The sequence below is a fragment of the Aliagarivorans marinus DSM 23064 genome (genome assembly GCF_000429485.1).
Lineage (GTDB): Bacteria > Pseudomonadota > Gammaproteobacteria > Enterobacterales > Celerinatantimonadaceae > Aliagarivorans > Aliagarivorans marinus.
The window spans coordinates 24,457-39,732 of record NZ_AUBY01000021.1 but is presented as its reverse complement, the minus strand read 5'-3'; the positions used below and the strand labels follow the sequence as shown (position 1 = coordinate 39,732).

The 15,276-nt window shown below is 48.0% G+C and carries 11 protein-coding genes and 1 pseudogene; 7 read left to right on the top strand and 5 right to left on the bottom strand.

Annotated elements, in window-relative coordinates; translation table 11 throughout:
• Positions 1–77 precede the first annotated feature (77 nt).
• The 3 genes from G461_RS26070 to G461_RS0110115 form a co-directional block, all read right to left on the bottom strand.
• The gene (locus tag G461_RS26070; RefSeq protein ID WP_157360278.1) at positions 78–419 is read right to left on the bottom strand and encodes a hypothetical protein; all 342 of its coding nucleotides are present in this window, start codon (positions 417–419) and stop codon (positions 78–80) included.
• 92 nt (positions 420–511) lie between these two features.
• Positions 512–853: a hypothetical protein gene (locus G461_RS0110120; protein WP_026959403.1), complete on the bottom strand. Its 342-nt coding sequence runs from the start codon at positions 851–853 to the stop codon at positions 512–514.
• Between the two features lie 24 nt (positions 854–877).
• The gene (locus G461_RS0110115) at positions 878–1,261 is read right to left on the bottom strand and encodes a hypothetical protein (protein ID WP_026959402.1); all 384 of its coding nucleotides are present in this window, start codon (positions 1,259–1,261) and stop codon (positions 878–880) included.
• A 185-nt stretch (positions 1,262–1,446) separates the two neighbouring features.
• On the opposite strand from G461_RS0110115, the gene G461_RS0110110 reads away from it, so the two are divergent.
• The 5 genes from G461_RS0110110 to G461_RS26065 all read left to right on the top strand — a co-directional run bounded on the left by G461_RS0110110 (position 1,447) and on the right by G461_RS26065 (position 10,764).
• The gene (locus G461_RS0110110; RefSeq protein ID WP_026971753.1) at positions 1,447–1,764 is read left to right on the top strand and encodes a hypothetical protein; all 318 of its coding nucleotides are present in this window, start codon (positions 1,447–1,449) and stop codon (positions 1,762–1,764) included.
• Positions 1,754–9,091: an RHS repeat-associated core domain-containing protein gene (locus G461_RS0110105; RefSeq protein ID WP_026971752.1), complete on the top strand. Its 7,338-nt coding sequence runs from the start codon at positions 1,754–1,756 to the stop codon at positions 9,089–9,091. The genes G461_RS0110110 and G461_RS0110105 overlap by 11 nt, the downstream gene beginning before the upstream one ends.
• A gap of 16 nt (positions 9,092–9,107) precedes the next feature.
• A complete protein-coding gene (locus tag G461_RS0110100; RefSeq protein WP_026960493.1) occupies positions 9,108–9,401 on the top strand; it encodes a hypothetical protein in 294 nt (97 codons plus the stop codon).
• 683 nt (positions 9,402–10,084) lie between these two features.
• Positions 10,085–10,459, top strand: coding sequence for a hypothetical protein (locus tag G461_RS0110090; RefSeq protein WP_157360277.1), 375 nt, complete (start codon positions 10,085–10,087; stop codon positions 10,457–10,459).
• Between the two features lie 11 nt (positions 10,460–10,470).
• A complete protein-coding gene (locus tag G461_RS26065) occupies positions 10,471–10,764 on the top strand; it encodes a hypothetical protein (protein ID WP_157360276.1) in 294 nt (97 codons plus the stop codon).
• A gap of 299 nt (positions 10,765–11,063) precedes the next feature.
• Here G461_RS26065 and G461_RS0110085 read toward each other — a convergent pair whose 3' ends face one another.
• Together G461_RS0110085 and G461_RS26375 are read right to left on the bottom strand one after the other, a co-directional pair.
• On the bottom strand, positions 11,064–11,438 hold the full coding sequence (locus G461_RS0110085; RefSeq protein WP_026960496.1) for a hypothetical protein: 375 nt from the start codon (positions 11,436–11,438) through the stop codon (positions 11,064–11,066).
• 182 nt (positions 11,439–11,620) lie between these two features.
• Positions 11,621–11,866 (bottom strand): annotated as a pseudogene (locus tag G461_RS26375) (IS481 family transposase); the annotation flags it as partial.
• Positions 11,867–12,149: 283 nt separating this feature from the next.
• Between G461_RS26375 and G461_RS0110075 the strand changes: the two are divergent.
• On the top strand, positions 12,150–13,679 hold the full coding sequence (locus G461_RS0110075) for a TnsD family Tn7-like transposition protein (RefSeq protein ID WP_026960497.1): 1,530 nt from the start codon (positions 12,150–12,152) through the stop codon (positions 13,677–13,679).
• On the top strand, positions 13,660–15,243 hold the full coding sequence (locus G461_RS0110070; protein ID WP_026960498.1) for a Tn7-like element transposition protein TnsE: 1,584 nt from the start codon (positions 13,660–13,662) through the stop codon (positions 15,241–15,243). The genes G461_RS0110075 and G461_RS0110070 overlap by 20 nt, the downstream gene beginning before the upstream one ends.
• Positions 15,244–15,276 lie beyond the last annotated feature (33 nt).

The window sequence follows — 15,276 nt, the reverse complement described above, 5'->3', positions numbered from 1 at the left end:
GATAGCCATCCTCCTCATTATTTTTGCAAGAGCTAGGATGGTTGAACTTACTAATGAAGCACTTATTTGAGTTGCTTCTAGCGCGAGTAAACAGAGGTAGGTACCTCTTTCAACTCCACTGCCGTATCGCAATCATCAGGTGCTGATAGATTAAAATACTCGATGGTTACGCTGCTCTGGGCCTGCTGTGCAGCAAGCATCATTGAATATCGTGCGGTTGCTAGAGTGCCGGAAGTGGGGCCAAGGTGTAATACACCATTCCCGGTGCTCAGCATGACACCATAGCTGCTTTCCGCAGGTGACGGGCCATGATACCCCACATACACAAAGCGAGGTATGCCCGAACAGCTCACTAGCGCGTTGGCATGCAGCGACGCCAGTGTCAGTGAAATCGCTGTAACAATAACGCTTGTCTTCATTCGTTCCTCCCATTTGCTCTGGAATACGGCCTGACTTACTCGATGTCAACCAGACCAAGGTGTTTACGCATGCTTGTGATGTGTCACAGTGCTTAACGTGTATAGACGGATGTAGGCACTTCTCTTGATTGAACCACCGTATCGCAGTCATCCGGAGGTGAGTGGTTAAAAAACTCTAAAATAACGGTGCTTTGCGCTCGCTGTGCAGCCAGCATCATCGAGTAACGCGCCGTTGCCTGCGTATCGGACGTCTGACCCAGGTTAAGAATACCGGCAACAGTGTCGAGCTCAACACCGAAACTGTTCTCTGCTGGAGTTGGTCCATGGTAGCCAGCGTACACAAACCTGGGGATACCCGTACAGCTAATCAGTGCACTGACTTGTGTCGGTGCCAATATCAATAATGTAGTCACAACGATGTAAAGTCGCTTCATGGTTCACTCCGACAAAGTCCTAAGCTAGTGCAACTCAAGTCGAGCTAAGCGTTCTATTCCCAGAATCTCTGGTGGCAGCTCAGTCACACACTCATCGGCCCCACCAAAAAACGCGTGGCCTGCTGATGCTTTTAACGCAAGCAAAGCGCTGTACATGTTTTGCCCCTCAGGCGAGCTGATGGGAATGGCGTAGTGCCAAGTACTATTTCTATGACACTCAGCGTTTTCATCTGGTGCGTCGCTTAGCTGTAGAAAGACGATTTGTGGATAAGCCTCATCCATCATCAAGCGAGTTATTTGAGCATCGGCCACCGAAGAATGTCCCACCGGAAAATCGAGCGCATCAGCTCGACTTGCCGCTATCACGATGCTCCCAATTAGGCATGCTACGAAGCGTAGTGTTCTCACGGTACCTCCTTGTACTCAGGTCGAGTATAAAACCCTATTGACAGAGCGGTTATTTGTATACAACATCATATTAAGCATTTGATCAACAAGTATTTTCAACTCACGGGATGTTGATGTTTAGGTGATAGGTCCCTTGGGTGTCAATCAAATGCAAATGGCTATAAAGCCAACTAATGGAGAACGCTATGAAATGGATTTTGTATGTGCTCTGTGCTGTTTCTGTCTGTATTGCTGTATATTTCTGGCGGCTCTCAACTGTTCCCATTGCGACAATCTATACCTCTCCCCCACCTGAAACCTCCGAATCATCGGGAACGCGTATTTCGCAACACGCCAGACAGACACTCACAACGGTTTCTCAACGCATTCAAGATGCTGAACAACAGCAACCGGAAATCGATATCCCAACAGCAGCATTAACTCTTCCAACTCACAGTGATGGGGAACTTGCCCGTCTTGAAAAGCGGATAGCACGGTTTAAGGAGCTCACCCATGAGAAGTAAGTTCGTGACAACCATAATGCTATGCAGCATTTTTGCGACAGCCTCTCTTGCTTGGGCGGATGACACGCTTCCGACCCATACGGGCGTGTTGCCGTCTGAGTTTAATGTTGTGGATGGCACAGCAAACTACCGCATCCCTATCGAAGTCCCTCAGGGAAAAGCTAATCTCCAACCAGAGTTTTCGCTGGTATATCACCATACCAGTGGTGCTGGATTGACAGGGTATGGTTGGACCTTCTCTGGCAGCAGCATGTTCCATCGTTGTGAGAAAACAGAAGCGGTGGATGGTATTAACCAACCTCCCCAGTATCAAACCGACGATGCCTATTGCCTCGATGGACAGCGACTTATCTTGGTTGAAGGAAGCCCCGGTCAGGCAGGCGCAAAATACCGTGCGGAAGTGAATCCAGTCGACTATATCACTATTCGTGAAGCCAATGACTTCGGCCCGACAACGGTTGAGATACGCAATGTTGAGGGGTTGCTACACATTTACAATACGCCCGTTTATGGCCCCAGTGCCGAAGAGGAGCCTGACAGTCACGATCCAGTAAGGCAACTGATGTTAACAACAACGGAGGGGCTCTACCTGGATGCCGGCGATATACCCAACCCGGCTGCTCACCCGAATATGATTGCTTACGAGTACTGTGAGTATCCGAGAGACCAAGACGATGACTGTAGAGCGAAGGAAGATGAGCAGTTTGTGAGATTAAAAGCGGTTTGGTATGGCGGTAACATCAACACCACTACCGGCGCGGGGCGTATTGACTTTACCTGGGTTGAGAGTGAAAACCAAACCCAAGGATGGGTGCATGGCCGGCCCCAGAATCACCATTACCGTTTATCCGCGCTCTCTGTGAAAGGGAGCAGCTTATTTGAAGCTTGGCGTTATGAGCTTTATTACACAGCGGATGAGTTTGGTGTTGATTACCTCACTCAGGTCAGGATGTGCTCACCAGGGAGTAGTGATTGCTTACCTCCTATCGATTTTAAGTATCAATGGCAACTTGAAAGTAGTGGCGTTGAGTTTGAGGAAGATACGCGTTTTCAGCAGGTCGGATATGAATCGAACTATATGGCCGACATTACAGGTAATGGAGCACAAGATCTCATTGGGGTAGACAGTGATGGATTAATCTATGTTGCACAAGGTTCTAGAAACGCAGAGGGCTTGCTTGAGTGGGCGGAATACAAGCAATTGTTCAGTGACAGCGGTGGGATCATTAGTGACCACAGTCGCTTAGTATCGATGGATTTGTACCAAGATGGCACAAATGATCTGGTGTTTCTAAAAGATCGCACTTTGGAAGTATCCATTGTTGAAGGTACCTATGTACAAGAAGCGTTCGCATCTGCTTCCACACCCGCAATCGAAGAAATTACTTACGCTGTTGGTTGCTATGATGACCACCCCGCTCATGCTTTATATCTGGCAGATGTAACCGGGAACGGCTATGCCGATTTGATTTGTGAATCAGCTTGGACGAAAGAGGGAGGAGTTGGCTCTAGACATGATTTTCACTTCAGGCAGCAATATCGGGAGCTCAGTGATGGCGTGTTCCAAGAGAGCGTTTGGATAGTTAACTACACCGAAAAACACAACGGTAGAAATCAAGAGATGAGTGTGATCACTCATCTTGGGGACTTCAACAATGACGGTGTCGCCGGAAATTACAGTGGTAAGGAACTCTATGCTGGAAGTAGTGGCCCTATTGGCTCTTCAGTCAACAGTATTCATCGTCTTGATATGTCGCTTAACGCCTCCCAACGCTTTGGCCGATGGGGTGCGCCTCTCCAAACATTCGAAGGTGGCTTTCTAGATTGGATGGAAGACATCAATGGTGATAGTAACCTCGATTTCTTGAGGCTGGCCAACAAAAACACGATTCGCGTTGTACAGGGGTTGGGAACTGGGTACTTCTCAACCATGGAGGATTTGACTACAACCCACCAAGATATTGAATCTAGTGACAATGTTGGCTTTTTCGATATCAGTGGTAACGGTCAATTAGATCTCTACTATTGGTTGGATGGTGCGCTATATGTCCGTTACCAAGTGGCAGGGCTCTTCTTAGACGCAGAGCAAATCATCAGTGATGTCCCAGAGATCAAGGAACAAGACTTTGCTAGTTTTGTTGATGTGTTAGGAGATGGCCGAGTATCTTTTATTGTTTTAGATGAAGATAAAGAGCCTAGGATCTTTCATGGTAACCGGAGTTTATCCCATAAGTTTTTAGCCCGTGTCGACAGCCTAGATAGCGCCTCTATCAAGTTTAGCTATCAAGCGATTGGCGGTGGTAGCACTCACTACGATCCTGACTTCCTTTACTACGAAAACGACGAGCAACGTGACTACCTGTTGGCGAATACAGTGTCCATTAACCGCGGAATGTTTTTGGTTGATGAAGTCATCCAGCTTAGTCCAAAAACAGAGCAGCTGGTTGGCCACAAAACCTATCGCTATGGCGGGTTTCGCGACGGCCTTAAGGGCCGGGGATTTTTAGGCTTAGGCTACGTTGCGATGCGCGATGAATTAGCCAACCATGAGGTGCGTGAGACTCGCTCGCTCATTTTCCCTTTCAACGGGCAAGTAGCAGAAGTTGAGGATGTGCTTGTTCCCACCACAGGGGCAGAAGTACTGCTCAACCATTCGCAGTCAGCCTACTGTATGGTTAGCCCTCAAGGGAAAATGGTACCCGGTGTGGCAACCTGTGAGACCACATTGGTCAATGCGCAGCGCGCATTGAATCCAGAGCAAATCTGGTTTTCGCACTTGCAAACTAACGTGCAACAGGCATTCGAGCTTGATGGTACGCAGCTTACGGATACCTACACTCACTACAGCGACTTCGATGAGTTTATGAATGTTGGCCGTATCGAGAGTCAGGTGGATTCACTGGTGAGCTTAATACCGGGGGATTACTACAGAACCGAAACCGTGAGCACCTTCAAACCACCTGCCATGGATATGCCCTGGCAGAATAACCGGGTTGAGAGCACCACGGTGAAACACATTACGCCTGAGGGGGACTATAGTGATACCGCCTCGTTTACCTACTACCAAAATGGGCTGCTTGAGTCAGAAACCAATGGGGATAGTAATACCTACCTCACGACCATTTATGAGTATGACGCGCTGGGGAATGTGACGAAGGAGACCATGCAGGCCAGCGGTGCTGATATAGACCGAGTCGTAACTTATGAATACGATAAAGGGCTGTTTTTACGCGAGCAAAAAGTCTCAAATCTGGCATACAAACCCGACGGCTCAGAGGAGCTCAGCAATCAAACTACCGCCTACACCTACGATGCGACTACCGGTTTCGTTAAGACAGAGAAACCCCCAGGCTTTATAGATGCCACCATTACCTATTACCGAGACTGGTTGGGGCGAGTTGAAGCCATTGATTATCCTGGTATTGCCACTGACACGACCTACACGCGAATGCGTGTAACCGACAGCACCCGCTCAAACTGCGAGGCATCAGGGCTTCCCGATGCTGCCTACTGTGAGATAGAGCGTGCGCCGGGAGACATAACAACCATCAAGGTGATAAGCGATATCGGGCACACTCTTCGCGAAGTGAGTTACTCGATGGACGGTAAAGCCATCTATGTTGATATCGAGTATGACCATCGAGGCCAGCCTGTTCGGATAAGTCGCCCCTACTTTAGTGGCTATGCTCCCTATTGGAGTGTGCAGACCTACGATGCTATTGGTCGGCCTCTCACTATCTCTGAACCATCCGGCGATGGTGGAACCACGAACATGACCCGTACGGCGTATTTTCCTGGTTATACCGCCACATTCGACAAAAACGGTGTGCAGAGCCGACGCTATGAGAATGCGCGGGGGGATGTCATCCGACAAACGTCCGAGGGCAAAGCCACCATCGATTACGTCTACCACCCCAAAGGGTGGCTTGTGCAAACGACCCTCGATGGTGAGCACCCTACCTTCTTTGAGTATGACCGCCTTGGTCATAAGACCGTACATGATGACCCGGCAATGGGGCGGTGGACGTTTGACAACAATGGCTTCGGTGAAGTTATTGTTCAAACCGATCCGGAAGGTGTCGTGACCACCACCAAGTATGACCAAATCGGCCAGGCCTACCAGCAAAACCGCATTCTCGATACTCGGGAAGAGCGCGCGTACTGGGTGTATGCCTCGGACGGTGCGCCTAATCTTGCTGAGCAGCACATTGAAGTACTGATTGATGGGGAGCTGCAGGCAGAGCAGTCGGTAGTCCAAATGTATGAATATAGATGGACCGTCGATGAAGATACACATGGCATGGGTCAGCTGACCAAGCAAACCCAGGCACTTCACGACCCGGCTCTCGGGGATATTCAGTGGGTTATTGATTACGACTACAATAGCGAGGGGCAGTTAGACACCGAAAGCCGTCCAAATGGTTTTGATATCATCTATCACTATCAACATGGTCATCTAAGTGCATTGACCGGACCGGTAGGTCAAAACACCATGGATATCTCCCGGGAGGAGGTGCAGGATATCATTGACGAAGCCATAGCCAATGCTGAAATCTACCTGGCCGCCGCCGAAGAGATTAAGCCTCAGCTAAAACAGCTTGAAGCTTGGGAGCTGGAGATGCGTGAAGCCGCCGGGCAAACCATTCCCGTTGAGGGCGTCAATGACACAACCTTAGGGCGCTACCAAGGCCGGGCACATCGGGTATGGTACAGCGATGAAGGCTATGCGATGACGGTGACACCGGATACCTTTGTGCCATTACATGGGACGGTCACCATCCCACTGCTGATTACGCCTGATTTTCACTATATTTTCGATCCCAATACTGCCGAAGTCATTGAGATATCTCATGATGAATACCTTGAGATAGCACAAGGTGGTGACACGCCGTGGGGCGTATTTACGGAGAGTACGGACAACGCCTGGTTTGGTGAACTCAGCGCCGAAGGGCTGGTAGAAATCGTGATTCTCGATGGCAATACATTCTCAACGAATCCTTATGTGCAAAATGATTGGCGCGGCACTCTCAATAGTATGGCGAATGACTACAGCGTGGCCCGCGAGCTATTGGTAGGGCGCTATGACACCTACGTTCAAGCGATAGAAGATATGCTCAGCCTAGTCGCGCATGTTGGTGCACTCTATGGTTACTTCGATATGAAACGCCTGGATGAGGTAGACAGAGAGAGTGTCTGGGGGTACGTGCTAGAAAATCTCGACGCACCCGAGTATAGCGTTTACTGGCGAGCCCACGAGGTCGACGCCCACGGGCGTGTACGCGCAGAGAGTTTCGGGAATGGCGTTACGACTGACTACAACTACCACAATGGCACGGGTCAGTTGCATAATATCGACACCCGCGGCCCCGGCGATACTGAGCTCTTCAGTGGACGCTCATGGCTGAGGCAGATGGCTTACATTTACGACAGAAACGATAATATGCTGTCGCGCACCGATCTCACCCGCGGCATTCAGGAAACCTTTAGCTATGACAGCGCTGAGCAGCTTATCTCAGCAGAATACAACTCGACTAACTATGCGGTTCTAGGAAAAACAAACCGCTTCACTGAGACCTTTAGCTACGATACCCGGGGTAACTTCCTCACCAAGAATGGGGTGAGTTATCAATACGGTAACCGGGCGTTTGGCCCCACGCAGGTGGGCACGGATACCCTTAGTTACAATCAGCGCGGCGCGGTAACCGCAATCGGAGAGCGGCAGTTTACCTGGGGCTTGGCCGGTCAGGCGTTAACCCTTAGCAAAGGCACCGAGCATGTCAGCTTTGTCTATGACGCGGATAATCAGCGGGTTAGAAAACGCGCGGGCGGTGATGATCAAACCTTCTATCTGGGTAAGGTTTATGAAGAGCGCTATCACGAAGGGCTGGAAGGCTATCAGGCAGAGCAACGTAACTATCTGTATGTGGGAGGCCGCGCAATTGGTGTATCCATCAAGACAGAGCGCGTATCAGACAATAGCGAACTGAGCCGGGAGGTCCACTACTTCCATCAGGATGCACTGAACTCGGTAAATCTTATCACCAATACCTTGGGGCAAGTGATATCCGAAACCTGGTTTGATCCTTGGGGTGAAGCGCGGGCGATCGACTGGGAGCAAACCTCCCCGCTTCCCGCGGGGCTGCTATTTGGCAGTTTGACCAACCGCGGCTTTACCGGCCATGAGCATGTTGCTGAAGTGGGGCTTATCCATATGAATGCCCGGATATACGATCCCAACCTGGGGATATTCTTAAGTCCCGACCCTGCTATGCAATCACCGGATGATGCCCTGAACCATAACCGCTATGCCTATGTGGTTAATAACCCATTGAAATACCACGACCCCAGCGGAAACATCTTCGGTCTCATCATCAGCATCGTCAGTGCGGTAATTGCTGCAAAAGTTCCACTAGGCGCTATCGGCAGCATGGCCCTGGGTTTTGGGATGGGCTTTATTGGTGGTCTGGTGATGGGAATGGATATACAATCCGCGTTTTTTGCGGGCCTGACTTCAGGGGTCTTTGCAGGGGTGGGGCATGCACTCGGTGATACGGGGATATTGCATGAAACCTTTGGCAAATCGCCCTTTGGCCGCTCCTTTGTGCACGGCATGGCAGGGGGCAGCCTGAATGTGGTGAAAGGGGATAACTTTGGTACCGGCTTCTTAAGTAGTGCGTTCGCCAAAGGGCTTACCACAGGAGACAATGGTCTAGGCAAAGGCTGGGGGTTTGAAACCGCAGGCATTGATTTTGGGAATGTAGCGGTAGCGGCGCTGGCAGGCGGAGCATCCAGTCACTTCGCGGGCGGGACGTTCCGGGATGGGGCGCGAACTGGGGCATTGGCTAATTTGTTTAATGAGCAGGGGGACGAGGTTTCCGGCCTTTGGGGCAGAGCAAAAAGTGTAATTAGCGAGAATCGAGAGATGATTTTTTCGAGGGTTAATAATGCGGTAACGTTCTTTGGTGGAGTGGGTCAGATAGGTACAGGTGTAGGGCTGTGTTATGTATCTGGCGGAATCGCCTGTGCTGCTGGAGGGGCAATAGGGATGAGAGGGATAGACAACATGCAATCAGTCTTTACCGGACACAGTGGATTAGAAATGGGGCTTCAGCAAATGAATATGTCGAGTGACAATGCAAAAATGGCGGGAGACTTATTTGATGTTGGTACTTCTTTAACAGGCATATTTCGCAAAGTTCCAGCAAAAATTCCTTTTTGGTCTAGGGGGGCTCGAACAGATAGGAGCTTTCAGCATATGTCAAAAAGGGAGTGGTTTTTAGAGGGCGTTGACGCCAGCATTAAAGGTCAAGAGTATTATGACAAGTAGAGTACCTGGTTGATTTATGACTGATTTGGTTTTTCTTTGTTACGCTATAGTAGCTTTGCTTGTGAGTGCGCCTTATGAAGATGTAGCTAGTAAAAGCGGCCCTTTTTTCCCTCTTCTTCTTTGGGGATTATTTGTAAAAATGCTTTACGAGATGAGCTCAGGAAAGCCAATGGGCTTCGGTTCTGGAACGCTACACAAAGATCTAAATGGGCCAAGGTGGTTTATGCTACTGGTTGTCTTTGTATTTTCAGTTGTGGTGACCGTAGTAAACTGGGCTTTTTTAGTAATGCTATTTACAGACATTTTTTAGGAGCAAATGATCCTCAGCTAGTGGGCAGGGCGAGAGCGTGAATGATTGCTTTTTGATCTCATTCCCTGAGAAGTTTCCCGATAACACCTAATCAATTTGACTGCTCCTCGTCCTTTAGGTCGAGGAGCAGTCAATCAAGGTCTTCTCAAGGGTTAATACAGTTGGGGCTGTGATTGGCGTTGGTGCAGTTGGCTTTCAGGTAGGCGCTGTAATGTATTGCTCTGTGGATTGTTTAGAATGAAAAAGTTTTTAAAGATAATATATATCCTTTTGGCGCTTCATATTTTTTTGGTTTCTGTATTTTTGGTTTTTAGTGGGCTTAGTATTTGGAGTGGGCTTGGAATGATGGTTTTTTCCATTTATATAGGCAATTATGCTTTGACCAACAGTGCTACGCTTAGAAAAAGGAAGAAGTAGTGATCATGTCACTGCGTAGTGTTTTCTTGGTATAGGGAAGGTGCAATTAAGCCATTCAAATGTGTAAAGCAACCACTCGCAGCCATCTTCGATTACGTGCAAAGTCGCCTGCATTGGTCCGTCTTCGTATGAACTCTTGTTCTGGTATGAGCTTTTTGCCCAGTAGACAAAGTTCCGAAGAGCGATTGAATATGGGGAAATTGTTAATAAGCGTGATATCTACGGTGAGCCCATTTGCGAGGATTTACCCTCGCTAGGCGAATCTGTTGACGGGAGTTGATGGCTTAACGCAAGTTGCAGGGGGCTTTATGATGTGTAAAGTCTCCCTCGGGCTAGCATGCAAGGGCGGCATGATATTGATGGCTAGAGGTGTTGATAATATGCAAACAGCCTTTACCGGATCTAATTGGTTAGAGACAAACCTTCAAAAGGCTGGGATGTCAGAAGAAGGGGCTAAAGTCACGTCAACAGTAGTTGACATAGGTACCTCAGTCAGAGCTGCTACAGGAAAGATCATGGTTGGTAGTGGGAAGCTAGTTCTTCCTGATAGAAAGTTCCATCATATGAGCAAAGCTGATTGGGCAATTGAAGCAGGTGGCCTTACAAATTCAATTGGCGGGATTATTATTGATGATCACTAGAGGTTTTAGTTTTGAACTACATTGTTAAGTTTTTTTCTTTAGCGTTTTTTCTAACGATTTACCATATTTTACTCTCTCAGTTTTACAACTTGGATGATGATTTGATGGGGGTGGTTATTTGCTTAGGTGTTGTGTCTATGTATTTAGTTGAGATGGCTTTGGGTTTGCCTGTTGGAATGGGTGCGCTTTCTCTGGGGCGAGAACATAAAGCCGAAAGAATTTTCCTTCTTGTATCTTTAATAGTATGTACTATTTGTGCTTTAGTTTGGCAATGGCCAGTGCTATCTAATCCAGTCTTCTCCTGATGAAAATAATTTGCTCGAGGGTGGATATTAGGAGGGGTTTATGAAATCTTGCCATTTTGGCGAATTTTAGTATTGTCTTGGTTTTCACAGCTAACTGCTATTAATCCGTGCGAAGGTTATCTTCCTCAAATAACCATGAACTTGGATGAAATAAAAGTTATTTGATTGGAGTGTTGAGATATAGTCTATAGTTGTGATAACTGCTCCAGTCCTGTTATTTAGGTTTGCGAATGGAGCGGCTCAGATTGAAATATGTGAGAAAGGCTTGCTACTTAGAAAGCCTGCTTTTACCTGGCGATTTATTTGTTCTTTGATATTAATTTACTGATGATCAAGACCATGCCTCCATTTATTAGAATAAGAAGTAGTGTTCTCCAAAGTCCAACGGGGGCTAATCTTGATAAGTATGGAACTGCTGAAACCCCATGTAAAAAAGCAAGGGGAGGGAATATGAAAAGAGTATATCCAGCCCATTTTTTTTCAAAGTAAACTCCGATAAGTGATGCTATCGGAGCCAGCAAAAAGATCCCTCCCAAAATGGCGGTTAGTAAATATATAACTTTGAACTCGCTAAAACCTAACGCGTACCATCCATATAAATATATACCAGGCCACATGATAGCTGAGAGTGTTTGGGTGAGTGAAACTACAAAAAGTGTGATTTTAATGTTCATACATTTGTTTCAGAGATGCTGATGATACAGGTTATCCAGAACACTGTATTATACCATACTAGGGTGGGAGCTTGAATGGTTACTTTATACTAACGAGTGGTATTCGGAAGGCTGGTCGGTTCACATGTACTAGCTCAGACCTGAGCTGACAGTTACCCGTTTTTGATGCGGTGCTTGTCAGTTTAGATTTGAGCTAAATTCTTCTCAGCCAAAACTGTTTTTCATCAAGTAACATTGACAGTATTGTTCTGTCACAATAGGCTATTCCTGACGAGTTCGCCCATTGTTGTAATAAGCCATCCGTTCGTCTAGATATTCTGTAGTTATTCTAAGCTTCCCTACAGCTTTTTGCGGATGGTCACTTGGTAGAACTCGTTAAGAATGGTCTTGTGGAATCGTTCGCAAATTCTGTTCGTTTGAGGTGGCATAGTTTGACCAACCGCGGCTTTACCGGCCACGAGCTCGTTGCTGAAGTGGGGCCTTATTCATATGAATGCCCGGATATACGATCCCTACTTGGGGATATTCTTAAGTCCGAAACTCATTATGCCTCTGGAGCTACACTCTCAGTAACTGCGATTGCTGCGTAGTAGAAATGACGGTTATTGCTTATTGTTGTGCTGATCATCACAGCTGATGGTTCCGAGAGCGGTTGGCTGAATAGAGCTATACTTTTTGAGAAACTGAGTGCTTGAATACAGGCGGTAACACATGCTTGGTTTCCCGGTTCCCTATCCCGATGAGCTGCTTTATAGCGTGATTGCCAGAGCTGGAAGCTATGAGGGGATTACCTCACCTAAGGAGTTGATTGAAGAGGTGTTTGCAAATCGCACTGCGATTGCCTCAATTGACTTGCCGAGCCATTTGATCGAGCTATCAACGCACTACCCTGACTCTCTCGGTTTAGATGCCGAGAAGTTGGCTTATCGACATACCTTGTTTCCGCTCTGTGGTGCGTTTGTTCCCGAGTCACGCAGGACGCGAATACTTAAGCATTTAGCTGGCCGCTCCCAAGGTGCTGCACATATGCTTTGTGGAGTCGCGTCATCCAAAGTTAAGGCTATCCAAAAGCTTCGCTATTGCCCGCTGTGTGTAGCCAAGCAGTTTGAGCTTTATGGTGAGGGGTACTGGAAACGCAGTTGGCAGATAGCGGGAGTAAGCGCCTGTTCAGAGCACGGTGAGCTTATCCAAGCCAAGCTTCCCGTCAGGCTAGAGCATCGGCACCAGTGCTACATGGTAACTCCTGATACCTGTCCTTTGGTTGCTCAATCTCCAGCAAATTGGCAGAGCCTGGTTGTGTCTAAGCATGCTAAAGATTTGCTAAACAGCCGAACTTCTCCATCACCAGAGTTTGCCCAATGGACCAAACACTATTGGCAACTAGCAAGAGACTTTGGTGCGACTAAGGGAAAGCACATCAACCATGCGCTGATCCGAGAATGCATCAGTGAGTACTGGAGTGATGCCTGGTTAGCATCGGTGGGCCTTAGTATCGCCGATGGTCAATTTGAGTGGCTGAAGTCTATGTTCAGGAAGCATCGCAAAGCATTCAGCTATTTGCAGCACATCGCCGTGATGCAAGCTTTGCATGGCAATAAGCTACAGATAATACCGGTGATTAATGGTGTGGGTAGGCTGCGTGTTGTGCCCAAGCAGCCTCTGCGTTCTACAGCTAATAACCAAGATAGAGCCTTGCTGAGGTTTTACCGCCGGCGCTGGCTAAGGCAAGTTATTGAACTCGGTACCAAGGTTGCTCGGCTTCAAGGTTCAGGCGCCGAGTATGCGTGGTTGTATCGTAACGACCGTTCATGGCTAAAGCGCTGCAATCGTCGCTTTCGGGTTCGCTTTGCTCAGGTAAATAACCGTGTGCAATGGGGAGTGCGCGACAAGTCTGTTGTGCGCTACCTTATCCGGTTACGCAATGAAAAAGAGCTCCAGCTGACCGCGCCTCGGTGGACAAAGAATCGCTATTTAACGCAAACCCGTTATCCCGCCACCATCGAAAAGAACATGCATAAGCTGCCTCTTACCCAACGATTCTTGAGTATGTACAGCGAAACTGTTTCCGAATATCAGATCCGAAGAATTGCGGTTGCCATTAGTGAGTTAATTGTGGATAGTGGAAAAGTGAAGCGATGGAAAGTGCTTAAAAATTCAGGGCTTAGCAGGGAGAGGATCACAGAACAAGCTAGTGCGATTCTGGATTGGTCAATAAAGCAGTATGGACAAGGTAAGCTTTGACAAGTTTGATGATGATGTAAAGATTCAGGGTGTTGGCGGTCTGTTTCGCCCAGTACATGGCAGCACCTGGTTCGTAAACCTAAACCTTTCTCCAAAACAAGATAAGCCTTTTGTGCGGCTATCCAATGCGCCGCTACTGGTAAGGCAACGAACGCTTAACCCCACTAGCTCAGAGCTGCCTGCTGGGCTCACTAAGCTAGTCGCTATACCTCATACCTATACGTGGGATACCTGCAGGGTAAAAGATTGCCCCGGCTACAAGTTTCATCGACCCAAAGATAAAGACCAGTATTGTTTCCGCATTCGATCGGCGGATGGCTTTGATATCTACCTTCCCCACTTCGAGCTGGCGAGGGCTATGTTTTTCCACGATAGCTACTTATCGAGAGCTGCACTTGAGCATGATGTGCTGAACATTGAGTTTGATATTCAACGCGATGCTATTGCTAACAAAGCGGAAGTTTTTGTGCTGGAGCACTCGGGTTATCGTGTTGAGCTGTTAAACAACCCGGAGTGCAGGCGTTTTTTAAGCTGGGTGCTACTCGATCCTCATGTCCGCGCTTCTTTCGAGAGTATTTCAAGCTACGAGATAACTGACGGTGTAGATACAAACCGTTATCGAACGTGGGATTTTAAGTTCGACCCACCACCCCTCAGCGGTGCAGAGCTGACCTTGCAGGGCTGGATAGACTCAGATACTCGCAGCATGCTGGTGTGGGAAGTTGCTGGCATACGCAACTTGGCTGCCGTTTTACCTGCAGAAGTGAGTTTTTACCACCCAAAACTAAAAACGTATCAAGAGGGTGAAGGTGGCCAGCGTTCTGGAAAGCACTATGGTGGAGGCTTCAATATTGTTGATGAAGGTGGGGCCAATGATGAACTTGGCTCCAGTCTAATCAGAACGTCAGCGACGCAAATCGAGTTTGTTAAGCCGATCCTCACGAAAAAAGTCGCGAACAAAGTGTCAAAAGGCGGCAAAGGAGAAGGTGAAGGCGAATACGTTGAAGAAGCTAAAGACGTTAGCACCAACGAACCGACTATTGCCGGAGACCTTCCTACCGGTGTGTTCAACAACCTCGAAGATGTATCTGACGATAGCCACCTCTATCTCGGCAAGTTCGCCGCGTTTATCGAGATGGTTGAATGCCTAAAGCGTAGTCATGGATGTGTAGCGTCAAAACCATTGATTACCAAGTTACCGAAAGTGCCGAGGTGCAAGAAACATCTGCTTCAGAACGACAGTAACCCTCGATGCATAGCAATCGTCAGGGTTCAGTTAAACGGTAAATCGTATCTGCTAATGGAAGTCGACACCTCGGATGCCGCCAAGCCCTTATCCACCAAGCTGATAGAAGATAATGGGCAAGGCTTCACTCAAGAGCAACTGGACAAGTTGATGGAGCTCGTACTGAAGGGGTCATTACGATGGCCTAGCAAGTACTTAGATAAGGTATTTGGAAAACACAGCCATCAGTCGATACCTCATCCAAAGTCCTCTCTGCAGGGGGCTTTGTTGAAGGAAGATATCGAGCGATGGGCTGAAAGAGTTGAAGGAAGAACGTAAGTAGTCTTGTGCGAGTAGAGATAAAAGCAGTTA